General features: G+C 70.7%; 13 protein-coding genes. 9 read left to right on the top strand and 4 right to left on the bottom strand.

The genetic code is table 11. From position 1 onward, the window contains the following. Positions 1 to 1,256: 1,256 nt before the first annotated feature. A complete protein-coding gene (locus HD596_RS54535; RefSeq protein WP_185077268.1) occupies positions 1,257 to 1,880 on the bottom strand; it encodes a VC0807 family protein in 624 nt (207 codons plus the stop codon). A 125-nt stretch (positions 1,881 to 2,005) separates the two neighbouring features. Between HD596_RS54535 and HD596_RS54530 the strand changes: the two genes are divergently transcribed. Then, positions 2,006 to 2,563 carry a TetR/AcrR family transcriptional regulator gene (locus HD596_RS54530; RefSeq protein ID WP_185077267.1) on the top strand — a complete coding sequence of 186 codons (558 nt, stop codon included), beginning with the start codon at positions 2,006 to 2,008 and terminating at the stop codon, positions 2,561 to 2,563. 635 nt (positions 2,564 to 3,198) lie between these two features. On the opposite strand, the gene glgC is transcribed toward HD596_RS54530, so the two are convergent. Then, positions 3,199 to 4,434, bottom strand: coding sequence for a glucose-1-phosphate adenylyltransferase (gene glgC, locus HD596_RS54525; protein WP_185077266.1), 1,236 nt, complete (start codon positions 4,432 to 4,434; stop codon positions 3,199 to 3,201). A gap of 183 nt (positions 4,435 to 4,617) precedes the next feature. Here glgC and glgA point away from each other — a divergent pair, with 183 nt between their 5' ends. Further along, the gene (gene glgA, locus HD596_RS54520; protein WP_185077265.1) at positions 4,618 to 5,790 is read left to right on the top strand and encodes a glycogen synthase; all 1,173 of its coding nucleotides are present in this window, start codon (positions 4,618 to 4,620) and stop codon (positions 5,788 to 5,790) included. Positions 5,791 to 5,811: 21 nt separating this feature from the next. Here the strand turns inward: glgA and HD596_RS54515 are convergent, their stop codons facing one another. Continuing rightward, complete coding sequence (locus HD596_RS54515; protein WP_185077264.1) at positions 5,812 to 7,023, bottom strand: TrmB family transcriptional regulator; 1,212 nt, start codon at positions 7,021 to 7,023, stop codon at positions 5,812 to 5,814. 91 nt (positions 7,024 to 7,114) lie between these two features. Here HD596_RS54515 and HD596_RS54510 point away from each other — a divergent pair, with 91 nt between their 5' ends. Continuing rightward, positions 7,115 to 10,459 (top strand): S8 family serine peptidase, encoded by a 3,345-nt coding sequence (locus HD596_RS54510; protein WP_185077263.1) that lies wholly within the window; start codon positions 7,115 to 7,117, stop codon positions 10,457 to 10,459. Positions 10,460 to 10,507: 48 nt separating this feature from the next. On the opposite strand, the gene HD596_RS54505 is transcribed toward HD596_RS54510, so the two are convergent. Then, positions 10,508 to 10,912 carry a nitroreductase family deazaflavin-dependent oxidoreductase gene (locus HD596_RS54505; protein ID WP_185077262.1) on the bottom strand — a complete coding sequence of 135 codons (405 nt, stop codon included), beginning with the start codon at positions 10,910 to 10,912 and terminating at the stop codon, positions 10,508 to 10,510. A gap of 143 nt (positions 10,913 to 11,055) precedes the next feature. Between HD596_RS54505 and HD596_RS54500 the strand changes: the two genes are divergently transcribed. From HD596_RS54500 to HD596_RS54475, 6 genes are read left to right on the top strand one after another with little or no spacing between them, the layout of a single operon-like run. Beyond that, positions 11,056 to 12,090, top strand: coding sequence for a LacI family DNA-binding transcriptional regulator (locus HD596_RS54500; RefSeq protein WP_185077261.1), 1,035 nt, complete (start codon positions 11,056 to 11,058; stop codon positions 12,088 to 12,090). Between the two features lie 21 nt (positions 12,091 to 12,111). Continuing rightward, complete coding sequence (locus tag HD596_RS54495) at positions 12,112 to 13,377, top strand: sugar ABC transporter substrate-binding protein (RefSeq protein ID WP_185077260.1); 1,266 nt, start codon at positions 12,112 to 12,114, stop codon at positions 13,375 to 13,377. A 31-nt stretch (positions 13,378 to 13,408) separates the two neighbouring features. Further along, positions 13,409 to 14,332: a carbohydrate ABC transporter permease gene (locus HD596_RS54490; RefSeq protein WP_185077259.1), complete on the top strand. Its 924-nt coding sequence runs from the start codon at positions 13,409 to 13,411 to the stop codon at positions 14,330 to 14,332. Next, positions 14,329 to 15,150, top strand: a complete 822-nt coding sequence (locus tag HD596_RS54485; protein WP_185077258.1) for a carbohydrate ABC transporter permease — start codon at positions 14,329 to 14,331, stop codon at positions 15,148 to 15,150. The genes HD596_RS54490 and HD596_RS54485 overlap by 4 nt, the downstream gene beginning before the upstream one ends. 11 nt (positions 15,151 to 15,161) lie before the next feature. Further along, on the top strand, positions 15,162 to 16,667 hold the full coding sequence (locus HD596_RS54480; RefSeq protein WP_185077257.1) for a glucoamylase family protein: 1,506 nt from the start codon (positions 15,162 to 15,164) through the stop codon (positions 16,665 to 16,667). Next, the gene (locus tag HD596_RS54475; protein ID WP_221520044.1) at positions 16,664 to 18,448 is read left to right on the top strand and encodes a GH39 family glycosyl hydrolase; all 1,785 of its coding nucleotides are present in this window, start codon (positions 16,664 to 16,666) and stop codon (positions 18,446 to 18,448) included. Before HD596_RS54480 ends, HD596_RS54475 begins: the two co-directional genes overlap by 4 nt. Positions 18,449 to 18,458: the final 10 nt, after the last annotated feature.

Below are 18,458 nucleotides of genomic sequence, written 5' to 3'. Positions count from 1 at the left end.
ACCCCACCCAGCCGCACATTCCCACCCCTGTAAATCGATCTCCGTAGCCGGGTGGCCGATATTCGCACCCGGCGCTTAACGGGAATGTGCGCCCCTCCTCACACTTGTTCGCGCGACGGCTCACGCAGCCGGACGCGACACCCCTCCCCCCTGCACGGCCAGGCAAAGGGCGCTGCTCGCGCTGCCGGTCGTGGCGCCTTTCAATCCCCTGTACGGGTTGGGCAAGTGCATTCAGATGGCGTGCCCTCCGACGCTTGAGTGTCCCGGCGAAGGATGCTCCTCGCGCGGTTGGTCGTGACGTCTTCCGGCCTCTGTAGTTTGGGTAGTGAACTCGGATGCCCTGTCCTCCGACGCTTGTGCAGCCCGGATGGAGGGTTCTGCTTGCGCAGTTGGTCGTGACGTCTTCCGGCCTCTATGTGGTTTGGGTAAGTGAATTCGGACCCCCTGTCCTCCGACGCTTGGGTGGCCGGGCGAAAGGTTCTGGTCGCGCAGCCGGTCATGACGTATTCCGCCCTTTGCGCAGTCGGGCGAAGTGTCGTCAGGTGCTATGTCCTCCGACGCCTGTGTGGCACTGGGAAGGGCTTGCTTTCGCAATCGCTCGTGACGCCTCCTGGCCCTCGGTGTGCTCCAGGGAAGCGCGATTGGGCGCTATGTCGTCCGGGCCCTCCCGGGCTGACCCTGTGCGGTCGGGCGAAGTCGATTCGGGACGCTATGCCTTCTGACCCCTGGTGCGCCTGGGCGGAAAGGTCACGTGTGCCTGGGCGGAGGGTGGCGTACGGGCGGGTGGAGGGTCGTGTGCACGCTGGGCGAAGGTGGCATGCGGGCGGGTCCGGAGTCTTGTGCGCCTATGCGGAGGAGTGTGCGGGCGGGTGGGGAGTCTTGTGTGCCTGCGTGGACGGTGTGCGAGCGGGGGACGGCTGTGTGCCTGGGCGGAGGTTGGTGTGCGGGCGGGTGGAAGGTCAACGGGCGCGAGGAAGGGCCGTGCGGGTGGGGGGTCAACGGGCGCGAGGAAGGGTCGGTGCAGGCGGGGGTCAACGGGCGCGAGGAAGGGTCGGTGCAGGCGGGGGTCAACGGGCGCGAGGAAGGGCCGTGCGGGTGGGGGGTCAACGGGCGCGAGGAAGGGCCGTGCGGGTGGGGGGTCAACGGGCGCGAGGAAGGGTCGGTGCAGGCGGGGGTCAACGGGCGCGAGGAAGGGTCGGTGCAGGCGGGGGTCAACGGGCGCGAGGACGGGTCGTGTGGGCGGGTGGAGGGTGAGGTCACGTGGCCTGATGGTGGGCTGTGGCGGCTTGTTCGCCGCGGCGGCCGTACCAGGCGCTCCATATCGCCACCAGCGTCAGCGTGCCGATCAGCAGGGCCGACGACAGGCCCGCCATGATGTCCACCGGGAGCAGGTAGATCAGCGGGATCCGCACGACCGACTCGGTCACCAGGGCGGCGGCCCAGGTGAGCGTCATGACCATGTACACGCGCCGGAACTTCGGATCCGCCTGGTAGAGCACGTCCCAACGGGCCGCGGTGGCCGCGTCGTCGGCGCCGAAGCGCTTGGCCATCCCGTACGCCGCCGGGTGGCGCGCCACACAGGTGGCCACCAGTACGACCGCCATCACGCCGGTGGTGACGGACTTGACGGCGAGCATGAAGCGTTCGTCGCCGGTGAGGAAGGCGAGTGCGAGCCCGAGGCCGAAGATCAGGCACATGAAGGCGGCGAAGCCGTCCAGTCTGCGTTCGCGGATCCCGACGTGGGCGGTGCGCGCGAAGCCTGTCAGGGAGGCGCCCAGCAGGGCGAAGTGCTCGCTCACGCCGAGGGCGCGTAAGGCGTAGTACGCGGCGACCGGCGGCAGGACGTCCCACAGGGCGACCTTGATCAGAGAACGGTTCATGTACGGCTCCCTTCGTCGGAGCGTCGGTCGAGGTGCCCGTCCGCCCCCTTAACGCGAAGAATTTCGCTTCAAGGTAAACATGATGGAAGCTCCTAATGCAAGAGGCCTCGCGTTAAGGTGGGGGCATGCAACCCGCACGGCGGCCCGGCGGTCGCAGCGCGAAGGTCCGTGCGGCCGTCCATGACGCGGTCATCGACCTGTTGCGCGAGGAGGACTGGGACACGCTGAGCATCGCCCGGGTTGCCGAGCGATCGGGTGTTCACCAGGCGACGATCTACCGTCGGTGGGGGACGCTGCCCGCGCTGGTGGATGACGCGGTGACCGAGCAGCTCGCGAAAGGCTCGCCGGTGCCTGACACGGGGTCGCTGCGTGGTGACTTGGAGGCGTACGCGATGCAGGCGGCGGCCGACGTGGCGGGTCCGCTGGGCCACCTGTACGTGCGGGCGGCCCAGGTCAGCACGCGCAGTGAGGACTACCAGACGTTCATGGCGGAGCGGGCTGTGCAGCTCGAGGTCATGTTGGCGCGGGCGCGGGAGCGTGGTGAGGACCCGCCCGGGCTGTTGGAGCTCATTGAGGTGGTCCTGGCCCCGATCTACTACCACGCGATCTTCTTCAATCGGCCGATCGGTCCGGAGCACGCCAGGACGTACGTGGACCGGTTGCTCAGACTGCGGGCCGGTTAGGCGACTGCCAAGGCTGCTGCCCGGGCTGAGTGGGCGTGCGTGGGCTGGCTGCTCGGGCGGCGGGTGGGCTCAGGTTGTGGGCTGGCCGAGGATACGGGCCGGCTGAGGATGTGGGCTGCTTGGGCGTGTGCGGCCGGCCAGCGCCGGGCGGGCGTGTACGGCTGGCCGGCGCAGGCCGCAGGCCGCAGGCCGCAGGTCGCAGGTCGCCACGGGCGGCTGGCCGACTGGCGGGCACGGGCCAGCTCGGCATGCGTGTGTCGGCTCTCGGCGCATGGGTTGGTGCCGCGCCTGGATCGGCTCGCGGTGCATGGGTCAGCTCGGCGCGCCTCCTAGGCCAGGGGGCGTAGGCCGATGAGGAGCAGGCCGGTGACGGCGATCGCGATGAAGACCGCGTCCACCGAGGTGCGCCCCTCCTAGGTCGGCTCGCGGTGCGTTGGGCCAGCTCGGGGGCGCGTGGGCCGGCTCTGGGCGTGCGAGGCCGCTCAACGCGCGTGGGCTGGCTCTGGGTGCGTGGAGCCGGCTCGGGGCGCGTGGGCTGGCTCTTGGCGTGCGAGGCCCCTCAGCGCGCGTGGGCTGGCTTTGGGCGTGTGGAGCCGGCTCGGATGCGTGGCTGGGCTTGGGCTCCGGTCGCTGGGTCAGCGGTCTACGATCTCGTTCTTGCCGATCACCACAACCCCTCCCCGGGTCAGGGCGAACCGGGTGCGGTCGTACTCGAGGTCGAAACCGATCCTGGCGCCGTCGGGGATCACGACGTTCTTGTCGATGATCGCCTTGCGGATGACCGCCCCCCGCCCGACCTTGACGTTCTCCATCAGTACGGAGTCCTCCACCAGCGAGTGCGAGTGGAGCACGACCTTGGGTGACAGGATCGACCGGATCGCCGTGCCGCCGGAGACGATCACGCCGGGCGACACCAGCGAGTCGATGGCCCGCCCGACCCGGTCCCCGTCGTTGTGCACGAACTTGGCCGGGGGCAGCGGATCGTGGCCGGTGAAGATCGGCCACTTGTCGTTGTAGAGGTTGAAGACGGGATGCGCCGAGATGAGGTCCATGTGGGCCTCGTAGTACGCGTCGAGCGTCCCCACGTCGCGCCAGTAGCCGCGGTCGCGCTCGTTGGAGCCCGGGACGATGTTGTTCTTGAAGTCGTAGACGTCGGCCCCGCCCGACTTGACGAGCATCGGGATGATGTTGCCGCCCAGGTCGTGCTTGCTGGTCGGGTCGAGCGCGTCCTCCCGCAGCGCGTCGATCATCGACTGGGTCTTGAACACGTAGTTGCCCATCGACGCGTACACCTCGTCGGGGGAGTCCGCCAGCCCCACCGCGTCCTTCGGCTTCTCCCTGAACGCCACGATCCTGCGCCCCTGCGGATCGGTCTCGATCACGCCGAACTGGTCGGCCAGCGACAGCGGCTGCCTGATCGCCGCCACCGTGACGTCGGCGCCCGAGTCCTCGTGCTGCTCGACCATCTGCCGCGGATCCATCCGGTAGATGTGGTCGGCCCCGAACACGATCACGTGCTCGGGCATCTCGTCATAGATCAGGTTCAGGTTCTGGAAGAGCGCGTCCGCGGACCCCGAGAACCACCGCGGGCCGAGTCGCTGCTGCGCGGGCACGGGCGTCACGTAGTTGCCGAGCATCGCCGACAGCCGCCAGGTTCGCGAGACGTGCCGGTCAAGACTGTGGTTCTTGTACTGGGTCAGTACGACGATCTTCAGGAAGCCGCCGTTCGCCAGGTTGGACAGGACGAAATCGACGAGCCTGTATATCCCCCCGAACGGCACCGCCGGTTTCGCCCGATCCGCCGTGAGCGGCATGAGCCTCTTGCCCTCTCCACCTGCCAGCACGACCGCAAGCACCCTCCGGGACCTCATGCCCAGGACGCTACCCTCAAATGGCCGATCTATCGACGAATCCCGGCATGGAGACCTCCCTTCGTGTCCAGATTTGTTGTGCAATGCACGTCGGGAGCTCGCCGAGCCGCTCAGGTTGAGCCCGAGCGCGAAACTCGCTGCTTGTGGTGGCCCGCCGGGCGGGGCCCGCCATAAGGTCGTCTCATGCGTGTTGATCTGCTCAGCCGGGAGTACCCGCCCGAGGTGTACGGCGGGGCCGGGGTGCACATGGAATACCTGGCCAGGGAGCTGCGGAAGCTGGCCGACGTACGCGTGCGCTGCTTCGGAGCCGACCGCACCGAGCCCGGCGTCTCGGCCTACCGGGTGCCCCAGGGGCTGGCGGCCGCCAACGCCGCGCTGCAGGTGCTCGGCGTGGACCTGGAGATGGCCGCCGCGTGCGAGGGCGCGGACGTCGTCCACTCGCACACTTGGTACGCGAACTTCGCCGGGCATGTCGCGAAGATGCTGCACGGCATCCCGCACGTGATCACCACGCACAGCCTCGAACCGCTGCGGCCGTGGAAGGCCGAGCAGCTCGGCGGCGGCTACACGATCTCGTCGTGGGCCGAGCGCACCGCCCTGGCGAGCGCGGACGCGGTCATCGCGGTGTCGGAGGGGATGCGCCGCGACGTACTGTCGGCCTACCCCGAGATCCCGCCGGAGCGGGTCAGCGTCATCCACAACGGCATCGACACCGCCGAGTACGCCCCCGACCACGACCTCGACGTGCTGGAGAAGCACGGGGTGGACCCGCGCCGCCCGTACGTCGTCTTCGTGGGCCGCATCACCCGGCAGAAGGGCCTGGTCCACCTCCTGCGCGCGGCGCGGTCCTTCGACCGGGACGCCCAGCTCGTGCTGTGCGCGGGCGCGCCGGACACGCCGGAGATCGCGGCGGAGGTCACCGAGCTGGTGCGCGGCCTCGACCGGGACGGGGTGTTCTGGATCCAGGAGATGCTGCCCAAGCCCGAGGTCATCCAGCTGCTGACGCACGCGACGGTGTTCGTGTGCCCGTCGGTGTACGAGCCCATGGGGATCGTGAACCTGGAGGCGATGGCCTGCGAGACCGCCGTGGTGGCGACGGCCACCGGCGGCATCCCCGAGGTGGTGGCCGACGGGGAGACGGGCCTGCTCGTCCCGATCTCCCAGGGGCCCGACGGCACGCCGTACGACCCCGACCGCTTCGCCGCCGACCTCGCCGAGCGCGTCAACGCGCTGCTGCGGGACCCGGCGCGGGCCAGGGCGCTCGGGGTGGCGGGGCGGGCCAGGGCCGTCGAGCACTTCTCCTGGGAACGCATCGCCCACCGCACCATGGACCTGTACGCGACCCTGCGGCCCTGAGGCCCACGTGCGAGCGGGCACTCACACCAGGCCGCGGCGGCTGGCCTGGGCGCCGGCTTGGAAGCGGGTCTCGGCGTTGAGCTCGTCCAGGAGGTGACGCAGCCGGCGGCGGAGGGTGCGGGGGCTGGTGCCGAGCTGGCGGGCGATGGCGTCGTCCTTGAGCCCGGCCGCGAGCAACGCCAGGAGCCTGCGGTCCTCCAGGCCGAGGGCATTAGCCGGAGGGCTGAGGGCAGTGGCCGGAGGGTTGAGGGCACCGGCCGCAGGGTTGAGGGCGTCAGCCGGAGAGCCGGGCGACCTGGCCGGAGGGTTGAGGGCGCCAGCCGGAGGGCTGAGGGCGCCGGCCGTGGTGCCGGGTGACCCGGCCGCAGGGCTGAGCGGGCCAGTCTCGGGGTCGAGGTCCGGCGCCGGTGGTCCGGGATCCGTCGTCTCCGGCTCCGGAGACGACGGATCACCGAGCTCCCGCCACAGCTCCGGCCGTACCGGCAGCGCCTCCCGCCACATCCGCTCGAACAGCTCCACCAACGCCATCACCATGGTCGACCCCGTGATCAGCACGCCCCGCGTCAACGGCGGATCCATCTGCAGCGGCATCACCGCCCGCCACCGATCGACGATCGCCATCTTGAACGGCAGCTCCGGCAGGACCCGCGCCTCCTCTCCGGCCTTGATCAGGCTGCCCACCTCGTCGAGCGCCCCCGCGTGGTCGAAGGCCTCCGGCACGTAGATGGTCCGGTAGCGGACGCCGCTGCGGAGCAGGCCGGTCTGGAGCGGGTTGTGGTAGTCCAGCACGTACGGCGGCCGGTCGAAGGTCAGCACCTCCTCCTTGGCCTCCTGCTGCAACCGTACGTACCACCGGGCCTGCTCCTCGGGCCCGGCCAGGACCTCCAGCTGGCCGCCCTCTTCCGCGCCCTGGCCGACGGTGCGGAAGGTGGCCTCCAGCTCGTCGGCGGTGTCGGTGAGCCGGTCGAGCTCGCCCTGCATGCCGCGCACGAGCGAGCGGATCGCGGCCCCCGGGTTCGTGGCCGTCCAGCGGGGCGAGCGGCCCCACAGGCGGCTGACCAGTCCCTTGGCGCGCAGCCGGCTCAGGGACGACTGGATGCGTCCCGCGCTCTCGCCGCTGCGCCTGACGAGCTCCTGCACGGTGATGCCGGGGCTGGTCAGCACCCCGCGGTAGACCCGCTCGTCGAAGGCGCTGATGCCCACGACCTCCAGCGCCCGGCCCTCCTCAAGCATGCCCACGATCTTGGCCAATTCCGGCAGTTGCCGCAATAGGCCACATCAACCACCTTGTCACCAAATTTCACTGACAATTAGAAATCGGGATGTGCTTCAGAGAACCGCCCTTCTGGGCGTCGTGGTAACGGCCCTGATCGCCGCCGCCGCGCCGGCCCAGGCGGCCCCCACTCCCGCCCCCTCCGCCAAGGCGACCCCGGGCTCGGCCCAGCCGGAAAAGCCGTCCGGACCGCCCAAGACGATCACCCTCATCACCGGCGACAAGGTCACCCTCCGCGAGCTGCCCGACCGGCAGACCCAGCTCGACGTCAAGCCCGGCCCCGGCAGGGAGAAGGTCACGTTCGTGCACCGCCGGGGCAAGGACGGGCTCAGCATCGTCCCCACGGACGCGATGCCCCTGCTGGCCGCCGGCCGGCTCGACCCCCGGCTGTTCAACGTCACCCGGCTCGCCGCGCTCGGCTACGACGACGCCGCCAGCCCGGCGCTCCCGCTGATCACGACGTACCCGGACCAGACCGCCGCCGCCACGCTGCGCGCCGCGGGCGGGCGGACGCTGCCCGCGATCAACGGCGTCGCGCAGCGAGAGCCCCGCACCGGCGCGGGCACGCTGTGGAAGGCCCTGACCGGGCAGGCCAGGACGGCCGCGGCCGCGCCCGAGAAGATCTGGCTGGACGGCAAGGCCAGGCTCTCCCTCGACGTCAGCGTCCCGCACATCGGCGCGCCCCAGGCCTGGGCGGCCGGCCACACCGGCAAGGACGTGCCCGTCGCGGTCCTCGACACCGGGTACGACGCCGCTCACCCCGACCTCCAGGGCCTGGTCACCAAGGCCCAGAACTTCACCGACGAGCCCGACGTCCGCGACCTCAACGGCCACGGCACCCACGTCGCCGCCACCGTCGCCGGCTCCGGCGCCGCCTCGGGCGGCAGGTACAAGGGCGTCGCCCCCGGCGCCAAGCTGCTGATCGGCAAGGTCTGCGTGCAGAGCGGCGACTGTCCCGACTCGGCCATCATCGAGGCCATGACCTGGGCGGCCGAGAACGGCGCCCGCGTCGCCAACCTCAGCCTCGGCGAGCCCGACTCCGTCGGCGTGGACCCGGTGGAGCAGGCCGTCAACAGCCTGTCGGAGAAGTACGGCACGCTGTTCGTCATCGCCTCCGGCAACGCCGGCCCCCAGACGGTGAGCTCCCCGAGCACCGCGGACCGCGCGCTCTCCGTCGGCGCCTCCTACCGCGACGACGACACGGTCGCCCAGTTCAGCAGCACGGGCCCGCGCGTGGGCGACGCCGCGGTCAAGCCCGACCTGATCGCGCCGGGCGTGGAGATCGTCGCCGCGCGGGCCGCGGGCACGGGCCTGGGCTCCCCGGTCGACGACTCGTACACCTCGCTGAGCGGCACCTCCATGGCCACCCCGCACGTGGCCGGGGCCGCCGCGATCATCGCCGGGCAGCACCCCGACTGGAAGGCCGAGCGGATCAAGGCGGCGCTCATGGCCTCCACCGCGCCCGGCGACGAGCTGGGCGCCTACGTCCAGGGCTCCGGCCGGGTGGACGTCGCCCGCGCCGTCACCCAGCAGGTCACGGCCGAGCCCGCCACCCTGGACCTGGGCGAGATCGAGCTGCCCGGCCCCGCGCCCAGGGAGCAGACGCTCACCTACCGCAACGACGGCGACGCCGCCGTCCGGCTGGACCTCAGCGTGATCGCCAAGGACGGCGAGGGCGCGACGGTGACGCCGTTCAAGCTCGGCGCCCCGGCCGTGGAGGTGCCCGCGCACGGCACCGCCCAGGTCAAGGTGACCGCCCAGCCCGGTCCGACCGGCACGTTCAGCGGCACGGTCATCGCCAGGAACGCCGGCGTCACCGTCCGCACCGGCATCGGCATGCGGGTCGAGCCGGAGAAGCGCACGCTCAAGCTGACCTTCACCGGCACCGACGGGCGGCCCGCGCAGGCCGCGTTCGCCGGAGTGATCGACCTCGAGGCCAAGGAGCAGCGCAACTACGACATCGCCGGCGGCACGCTGGACCTCAGGCTGCAGAAGGGCCACCGCTACACCGTCGTCAGCCTCATGATGGACAGCGACGGCACCATGGTGATGGCCGCCGACCCGGAGTTCACGCTCGACGCCGACCGCACCGTCGCCGCCGAGGCCCGCAAGGCGCGCCCGGTGACCGTCCGTACGGAGGAGCCCACCGCGCGGCTGGCCGTCGGCATGCTCGGCATGCTCCAGCTCGCCGAGGGCGTGCAGGCCATGGGCGTGGACGTCGACCTGGCCGGCATGTGGGGCGCGGAGCGCGTCGAGGGCATCAAGGCCATCCCGACGGCCCGCACCGTGAGCAAGAACTTCGCCTTCTACCGGTGGACGCAGTGGGCCAGGCCGAAGGCCGACGGCAGCTACGACGACAGCCCGTACTTCTACCACCTGATGAAGGCCGAGCCGCGCATCCCCGCCGACCCCGGCTACCAGCCGCGCCGCCGCGACCTCGCCGAGGTCACCTCCACGTACGCCACGCAGCAGGACGCCAAGTTCGGCGAGCGCTTCGCCCTGCCGGTGCTGTACGGGAAGGAGCTGGCCTGGATGCCCTACGGCCAGGTGTCGCGCTTCTCGCTGCCGTTCCGCAGGACCGAGTACTACACGCCCGCCGACACCGGCTGGTACCCGTCCTTCATCCAGTACCAGACGCCGCCGGACGGCTGGGACGACGTCGACCAGTTCTTCTTCGGCGACACCACCTCCTACCGGGCTGGCCAGAAGACCACCGACCGCTGGAACGCCGGCGTCTTCGCGGCCGCGCTCAACCCCGACGGCGACTACAACTGGCGCCAGGAGAACGCGATGCAGTTCTCGGCCGGGCTGTTCGAGGACAGCACGCCGGACCGGGTCTCCTACGGTGACTACACCGCCCCGCAGGCCAGGCTCTACCGCGACGGCAAGCAGATCTACGCCGCCGACTACCTGCCGGGCTCGGTCGACGTGCCCGCCGAGGCGAAGGCGAGCGAATACCGGCTGGCCATGACCGCCGACCGCGAGGCCAAACAGACCAGGGTCTCCACCAGGGTCAGCGCCGAGTGGCGGTTCAGGTCGAAGTCGGCCGAGCCGGGCAGGCGCCAGGTGCTGCCGCTGCTGACCGTCAAGATCGCCCCCGAGCTGGACGACCGCAACCGGGCGGCGGTGGGCCACATGAGCATCCCGCTGAGCGTCCAGCGCCAGGACGGCTCGCCCGACCTGCCGCTGCGCAAGCTCACGGTGGAGATCTCCTACGACGACGGCCGCACCTGGCTGCCCACGCTGGTGCACCCGGCGGGCAAGGGCACGTGGGCCGCGCAGACGTGGCACCCGGTCGGCGCGCGCGGCGGGTTCGCCTCGCTGCGCGTCAACGCCGCCGACACCGGCGGCAACGGCTTCACCGAGACCGTCATCAGGGCCTACCAGCTCAGATGACGTGATGGAAGCCCCGTCGCGCCCCGGCCGGGTGCGGCGGGGCGCCCGTCATTTGACGCGTTCGAGCACGACGACCGGGATCTCGCGGTCGGTCTTCTTCTGGTATTCGTCGTAGTCCGGCCAGGTGCGGGCCATCAGCGCCCAGAGCTCCGGCTTCTCCTCCTTCGAGGCCGTACGGGCCCGGGCCGTGAACTTGTCGCCCTTGACCTGCGCCTCCACCTCGGGGTTGGCCAGGATGTTCTTGTACCACTCGGGGTGGTCGGGATCCCCGCCCTTGGACGCGACGACCACGTGGTCGTCGCCGTGCTTCTGGTAGATGAGTGGTGTCGTGTAGGACCGTCCGGACTTGCGGCCCTTCGTGGTGAGGAGGAGGACTGTCGTGTTGTTCCAGTCGTGTCCCTCCTCGCCGTCGGTCTCCTGATAACGCTGTACGTGTTCCTTGCCGTAGAGCATGATCCCCGACTACCCCCCAACGGCGTGACCTCACCGTTACTCGCCGGGGTCTGTACGAGAAGTTAACAACCCTGGCAGGATGCATGTGTGTAAGCGCTTACAGTCCAAGAAGTGAAAGCGCTTACATGACAGGGAGACGCTCGATGGACGTGACCATCTACGAGGTGGCCCAGCGGGCCGGCGTGTCGATCGCGACCGTGTCCCGGGCGCTGCGCGGCACCGGCCCGGTCGCGGCCAGGACGCGCGAGAAGGTGCTCAAGGCGGTCGAGGAGCTCAACTTCACGCCCAGCCACCTCGGGGTGAGCCTGGCCGAGGGCCGCCACGCCGCCAACGGCATCGTCTTCCCCGACCTCGCGGGCCCCTACTACACGGAGGTCCTGCTCGGCTACGAGGAGGTCGCCTCCGAGCTGGGGCGCTCGGTCGTCATCCTGTCCACCAAGGGGCGCAGCCGGGTCAACGACCTGGTCAAGGACCTCGCCGGGCGGGTGGACGGCATGCTGATCTTCGGTCACACCGTCCCCGAGCCGCTGGTGGCCGAGCTGGTGCTGCTCCGCATGCGGCTGGTGTTCATCTCGCGCGACCCGCTGACCGGCGCCGACACGCTGCGCAGCGAGAACCGGGCCTCGGCCGGAGCGCTGGCCGAGCACCTGGCCGGGCACGGCTACGAGCGCTTCGCCTTCCTCGGCGCCCCCATGGCCAGCCAGGACGACGTGGACGAGCGCTGGCAGGGCGTGCGGGCGGTGCTCGGCGGCGCGATCGAGGCCGTGGACACCCGCCACTACACGGTCGAGTGCGGCTTCGAGGCCGCCAGAGGCCTGCTCAAAGGCAGGCGCAGGCCCGAGGCGATCATCTGCTCCGACGACGAGGTGGCGCTGGGCGCGCTGCTGGCCGCCGAGGAGCTGGGCCTGAGCGTGCCCGGCGACCTGGCCGTGACCGGCTGGGACGACATCATGGCCGCCCGCCACGCCCGCCCGGCGCTGACCACCGTACGCCAGCCCATGCGCGAGCTCGGCGCCCGCGCCGCCCGCGCGCTCGACGAGCTGATCACCGGCGCCCGCCACCTGCCCCGCCACCAGAGCCTGCCCACCGAGCTGGTGATCCGCTCCAGCTGCGGCCACCACCCCGAGACGTCACCGAATCCTGACCGCAGAGCCGGAGATCCGTTCCGGCCGCGGTGACCAACCCCCAGGAGGTAGTCCGTGAACACCACCACCCGGCGCGCCGCGGGAGGCGTGCTGGCCCTCGCGATCCTGGCCACCGGCTGCGGCCGCACCGCAGACAGAACTCCTGAGCAGGCACAGAACGTCACGACCGGCAAGATCACGGGGGAGGTCACGGTCTGGGCGATGGGCGAGGAGGGCAAGGCGCTCGGCGGGTTCGTCAAGGACTTCGAGGCCGCCAACCCGGGCGTGAAGGTCAACGTCACGGCGATCGGCTGGGACGTGGCGCACGACAAGATCACCGCGGCCATCGCGGGCAGCGCCACGCCCGACGTGAGCATGGTCGGCTCCACCTGGTCCGGCGAGCTGGCCAAGACCGGCGCGCTGGAGCCGACCCCCGGCAACCTGGTCGACAAGTCCGTGTTCTTCCCCGGCGCCTGGCAGACGGTCGACGTCAACGGCACGGCGTACGGGGTGCCCTGGTACGTCGAGACCCGCGTCCTCTACTACCGCACCGACCAGGCGAAGAAGGCCGGCGTCGAGCCGCCGAGGACGTGGGAGGAGTTCACCGCGTTCGCCAGGGCGCTCAAGGAGAAGGGCGAGGCGAAGAACGGCTTCAACCAGAGCTACACGCAGGGCGCCTCCTGGCAGGAGGTGCTGCCGCTCATCTGGCAGGCCGGCGGCGAGATCGTCAAGGACGGGAAATACACGTTCGACACCCCCGAGGCGCTCACGGCGCTCAAGCAGTACGCGTCGCTGTTCACCCAGAAGCTCGCCCCCAACAACACCCCGGAGGGCGCCTTCCCGCAGAGCTTCATCAAGGGCGAGGTCGGCGGCTTCTTCTCCGGCCCGTGGATGGTCGGCGTGCTGAACAACGACGGCGGCCCCGGCTTCAAGGACAAGTTCGACGTCGCGCCCTACCCCAAGGGGCCGGTCTCGGCGACCAGCTTCCTCGGCGGCTCCGACATGGTGGTGTTCAAGAAGGCCAAGAACCGCGACGCGGCCTGGAAGTTCATCCAGTGGCTGAGCGAGCCGAAGGTCCAGGCCAAGTGGTACACGACGGTGAAGGCGCTGCCGGCGGTCATCAAGGCCTGGCAGGAGCCGGAGCTGACCGCCGACAAGCAGCTCGCGGTCTTCGGCGAGCAGCTCAAGGACGCCAAGACGCCGCCGCCGTTCCCGACGTGGGAGCAGGTGGCCAGGGTGCTGGAGACCGAGCTGGAGAAGCTGGCCCGGGGCGCCCAGACGCCCGAGCAGACGCTCAAGGCGATCCAGTCGCAGGCCGACACGATCGGCACCGGCCTGTGAGCGGGTGGGGCGGGCCGACGCGGGAGGGCCCATGAGCGTGGCCGTCCCCGCCGGCCGGGTGGCGCCGATCAGGCTCAGGGGCACGTTACGCCAGGCCGGCATCGGGTGGATCTTCATCCTGCCGTTCGTGGTGCTGTTCGGCGTCTTCTACCTGGGCCCGCTGCTGGTCGGCATCGGCATGAGCTTCACCGACATGCGCAGCACCGACGTGAGCGACCCCCTCGCCGTGAACGTGGTCGGGGTCGACAACTACCTGCGGCTCATGAACGACGGCGCCATGCGCAAGGCGGCGCTCAACACCGTGGTCTTCGTGCTCACCGCGCTGCCGCTGACCATCGGGCTCGGGCTGGCCGCGGCCGTGCTGCTCAACTCGGGGATCGCCCGGCTGCCGGCCGCGTTCTTCCGGCTCGGCTACTACCTGCCGAACATCACCAGCATCATCGGCATCGCCGTGGCCTGGAAGTTCCTGCTGGAGCCGGAGGCCGGGCTGGTCAACCGGCTGCTGGAGCTGGTGGGCGTCCAGGGCCCCAACTGGCTGCAGAGCACGTCCACGGCCCTGCCGTCGATCATCGTGATGACGGCCTGGCGCAGCTTCGGCTTCAACATGGTCGTGCTGCTGGCCGCGCTGCAGAGCATCCCGAAGGAGCTGTACGAGGCCGCCGAGGTGGACGGCGCCGGGCGCTGGGCCCGCTTCCGCGCGGTCACCGTGCCCTCGCTCCGGCCCGTGCTGCTGTTCTGCACCGTCTACAGCTCGGTCGGCTTCATGCAGTTCCTGGAGGAGCCGCTGGTCATGACCAGGGGAGGCCCGCTCGACTCCACGCTGTCGGCCTCGCTGGCCATCTTCAACCAGTTCGGGGTGGGCAACTACGGCTACGCGGGGGCCGCCTCCTCCGTGCTGTTCGTGGTGATCGTGGCGCTGGCCGTACTGCAGCTGAGGCTCGGGAGGCGCAGATGAGCCGGACCCGCCGCCAGCGCGCGGTCGTCTACCTGGGGCTGAGCCTGGGGCTGGCGCTGGTCGCCGGGCCGTTCCTGTGGACGGCGCTCAGCTCGGTCAAGCCGGAGCGGGAGATCAGGCGCGACCCGCCGACGTTCTGGCCGGAGACGTTCACGCTGGACAACTTCGCCGAGCTGTTCCAGCGGGTGAACATCGGCAACGCCTTCGCCAACAGCATGCTCATCGCGCTCGTGCTGGTCGCCACCAACCTGCTGTTCTGCTCCATGGTCGGGTACGCCTTCGCCAAGCTGTCCTTCCGCGGCAAGAACCTCGCCTTCGGCCTGGTGCTGGTGCAGCTCGCCATCCCGGCCATCGTGCTCATGGTGCCGCAGTTCGTGCTGATCGCGAAGCTCGGCATGGTCAACACGTTCCTCGGGATCATCCTGCCCACCGTGGTGACGCCGCTCGGCGTCTTCATGATGCGGCAGTTCATCGCCGACCTGCCGGACGAGCTGATCCACGCGGCCAGGGTGGACGGCGCGGGAGAGTTCCGGATCTTCTTCACGATCATCCTGCCGCTGTGCGGGCCGCCGCTGGCCACGCTGGGGCTGATCACGTTCCTCGGCTCGTGGAACAACTTCCTGTGGCCGGCCGTGGTCGCGCAGAGCGAGGACATGTACACCCTCCCGGTCGCGCTCAACATCCTGAACGGGCACGAGGCCACCCACTACAACCTGCTGGTCGCCGGGTCGGTCGTGGTGATCGCGCCGATCCTGTTCCTGTTCGTCTTCCTGCAGCGCTTCTTCATCCAGGGCATCGCCACCACCGGCCTCAAGTAGAGGAGCCCCCCATGCGCAAGACAGTTCTGTCCGGCGTGTTGACGCTGGCCCTGATCGCGCCGGCCGCCCCCGCCGACGCCTCCGCGAACGCCACCCTGCTCCGCTACGCCAAGGACACCTGGCGGTCGATGGCCGCCATGGTGGAGCCGGCCACCGGCCTGCCCGCCGACAAGGTGACCGGCGACCTCGCGACCAGGGCGAAGGTCACCTCGCCCACCAACATCGGCACGTACCTGTGGAGCACCCTCGCCGCCCGCGACCTGCGCCTGATCAGCGGCGGGGACGCGGCCGCCAGGATCGGCAGGGTGATGCGGGCGCTGGAGAGACTGGAGCGGAACACGCCCACTGGCCAGTTCTACAACTGGTACGATCCCGGCACCCTCCAGCTGATCCGCACCTGGCCGGAGACCGGCGATCCCGTGCGCCTGTTCGCCTCCAGCGTGGACAACGGCTGGCTGGCCGCGGCCCTCATGATGGTCCGCAACGCGACCCCGCAGTACGCCGCCCGCGCCAACCGTCTGCTGACCTCCATGAACTTCGCCTCCTACTACGACCCCGCCGCCCGCCCCGACGCGGGCACCGGGCTGATCCGTGGGGGCTTCTGGCCCGAGCCGCCCGACGGCTGCTACGTCGAGAGCGACTACGCCGGCACCGGCACGACCGTCTACTCGACCTGCCACCACTACGGCGCGCCCGCCGAGACCCGCATCGGCCAGTACGTGGGCATCGCGCTCGGCCAGCTCCCGCGCGAGAGCTACTTCGGCCCGTACCGCACCTTCCCCGACAACGGCTGCGACTTCGGCTGGCAGGAGCAGAAGCCGGTCGGCTCGTGGAAGAAGTACCTGGGCGTGAACGTCTGGGAGGGCACGTACGCCTACCGCGGCATGCGCTACGTTCCCAACTGGGGCGGCTCCATGTTCGAGGCCCTCATGCCGGACCTCGTGGTCCCCGAGGCGAAATGGGCGCCCAAGAGCTGGGGCCGCAACCACCCGGTGTTCGTCCGCGCCCAGATCGAGCACGGCCTGAACGAGGCCAAGTACGGCTACTGGGGCTTCTCGCCGTCCAACGACCCGCACGGCGGCTACCGCGAGTACGGCGTGGACGCGCTCGGCATGGACGAGCCCGGCTACACCTCAGACCGCGAGCGCACCAGCACGGATCCCGGCTACGAGGGCTGCCGCCCGGCCAAGCCGGAGCCCGCGTCCTACGGCGACGGCGTCGTGACGCCGCACGCCAGCTTCCTGGCGCTGCCGTACGCGAAGGACGCGGCCATCGACAACCTGGACAAGCTCCGCCGGAACTTCGACGCCTACGGCCCCGGCGGCTTCTACGACGCCGTCGCGGTCCGCTCGGGGGCCGTGTCCAAGTGGTACCTGGCACTCGACCAGGGCATGGTGATGGCCGCCCTGGGCAACGTGCTCACCGGCGGCGACCTGCACCGCTACTTCGCGGGCTCGGGCGTGGAGGCCAAGCTACGCCCGGTCATGGAAATCGAGGAATGGAACGTCACTTCATGAACATGGCTGCCCACCGCGACTGGCAGGAGCGCATCGGCCAGGAGTCCGGCGCGATCACCCCGGCCTCCCGGCCCGAGCCGGCTGCTCCGACGGGCCTGTCGGCGGTCCCGGGAGCGGGCCAGGTGACGCTGACCTGGGACGCCGTGCCCGGGGCCATCGGCTACGTGGTGCACCGGGACGGGGCGCCGGCCACGCCGCCGGACGTGGACGTGCCGGCCGTCCCGTCCTGCCGGTTCGTGGACACCGGTCACGGGGCGGCGTCCTACCAGGTGGCCGCCGTCGCCGCCGCGGACCACGCCGGGCCGTTCTCCGAGCCCGTGCAGGCAGCCCCGCTCGAAGGGCCGGCCGGGCTGTCGATCCGCGTGGACGCGGGACAGGTGACCCGCGAGCTGCCGCGCCCGTGGGCGTACATGGTGGGGTCGGAGCACCTGTCGCACCTGCTGAGCACCGACGAGAGCGGCGGCCGGCCCATCGGCGAGGAGCTGGCCGAGGCGCTGCGCGTCATGCGCGACGAGCTCGGCGTCCAGACGGTCAGGGCGCACGCCATCCTCTGCGACGACCTGGGCGTGTACCGCGAGGTCGACGGCCGGGCGGTCTACGACTTCAGCCGCGTGGACGAGGTCTACGACAAGGTCGTGGCGCTGGGGCTGCGGCCGATCGTGGAGCTCGGCTACATGCCGCGCGACCTGGCCTCCGACCCCTCCAGGACCGTCTTCGGCTACGACGCGATCGTCTCGCCGCCGAAGGACTTCGAGGCGTGGAGCGATCTGGTCAGGGCGCTCGTCGAGCACCTGGCCGAGCGGTACGGGATCCACGAGCTGATCGACCACTGGGCCTTCGAGGTCTGGAACGAGCCGAACCTGGCCGTCTTCTGGACCGGCACGCCCGAGGAGTACTTCCTGCTCTACGACGTCAGCGCCGCCGCCGTGAAGAACGTCCACCCGGACCTGCGCGTCGGCGGTCCCGCCTCGGCGGCCGACGGCTGGGTGGAGGAGCTGCTCGCCCACGTCGAGGAGTCGGGCGCGGCGCTCGACTTCCTGTCCACCCACACCTACGGCAACGCGCCGCTCGACTGGCGTCCCGTCCTGGCCAGGTACGGCGTGGACGTCCCCGTCTGGTGGACCGAATGGGGGCCCACGCCCACCCACTTCCACGGCATCGGCGACGGGCCGTTCGGGGCGGCGTTCCTGCTGCACGGCATGAAGTCGGCGGCCGGCCGGATCGCCGCGCTGTCGCACTGGGTGGCCTCCGACCACTTCGAGGAGCTGGGCCGGCCGCCGCGGCTGTTCCACGGCGGGTTCGGCCTGCTGACGGTCGGCAACCTGCGCAAGCCCCGCTTCCACGCGCTCACGCTGGCCTCCCGGCTGGGCGACGCGGAGCTGGCCGCCACCCTCGACGGCGACGTGGCGGGCGTCGAGGCGTGGGCGGCCCGGCACGCGGACGGCAGGGTCGGCGTGCTGGTCTGGAACGGCACCCTCAACCACGCCCAGGCCGACGGCGCCCCCGAGCTCACCCGTACGGTGTCCCTGACCGTCGACGGGCTCGCCGACGGGGAGTACACGGTCACCCACCACCGCATCGACCGCGACCACTCCAACGTGCAGGCGGCCTGGGAGGCGATGGGCGGCGGCGACTGGCCGGCGGACGAGCAGTGGGACAAGCTCCGCGCCGCCAACACGCTGGACGAGCTGACCCCCGCGGCCACGGCCGCCGGGAGCACGGTCACCCTCGAATTCGAGCTGCCCATGCCGGGCGTGTCCTTTGTCGAGCTGACACCGTAAAGAGCGATAC

It is taken from the genome of Nonomuraea jabiensis (assembly GCF_014204795.1).
Classification (GTDB): domain Bacteria; phylum Actinomycetota; class Actinomycetes; order Streptosporangiales; family Streptosporangiaceae; genus Nonomuraea; species Nonomuraea jabiensis.
This window is presented reverse-complemented; position numbering and strand designations above follow the sequence as displayed.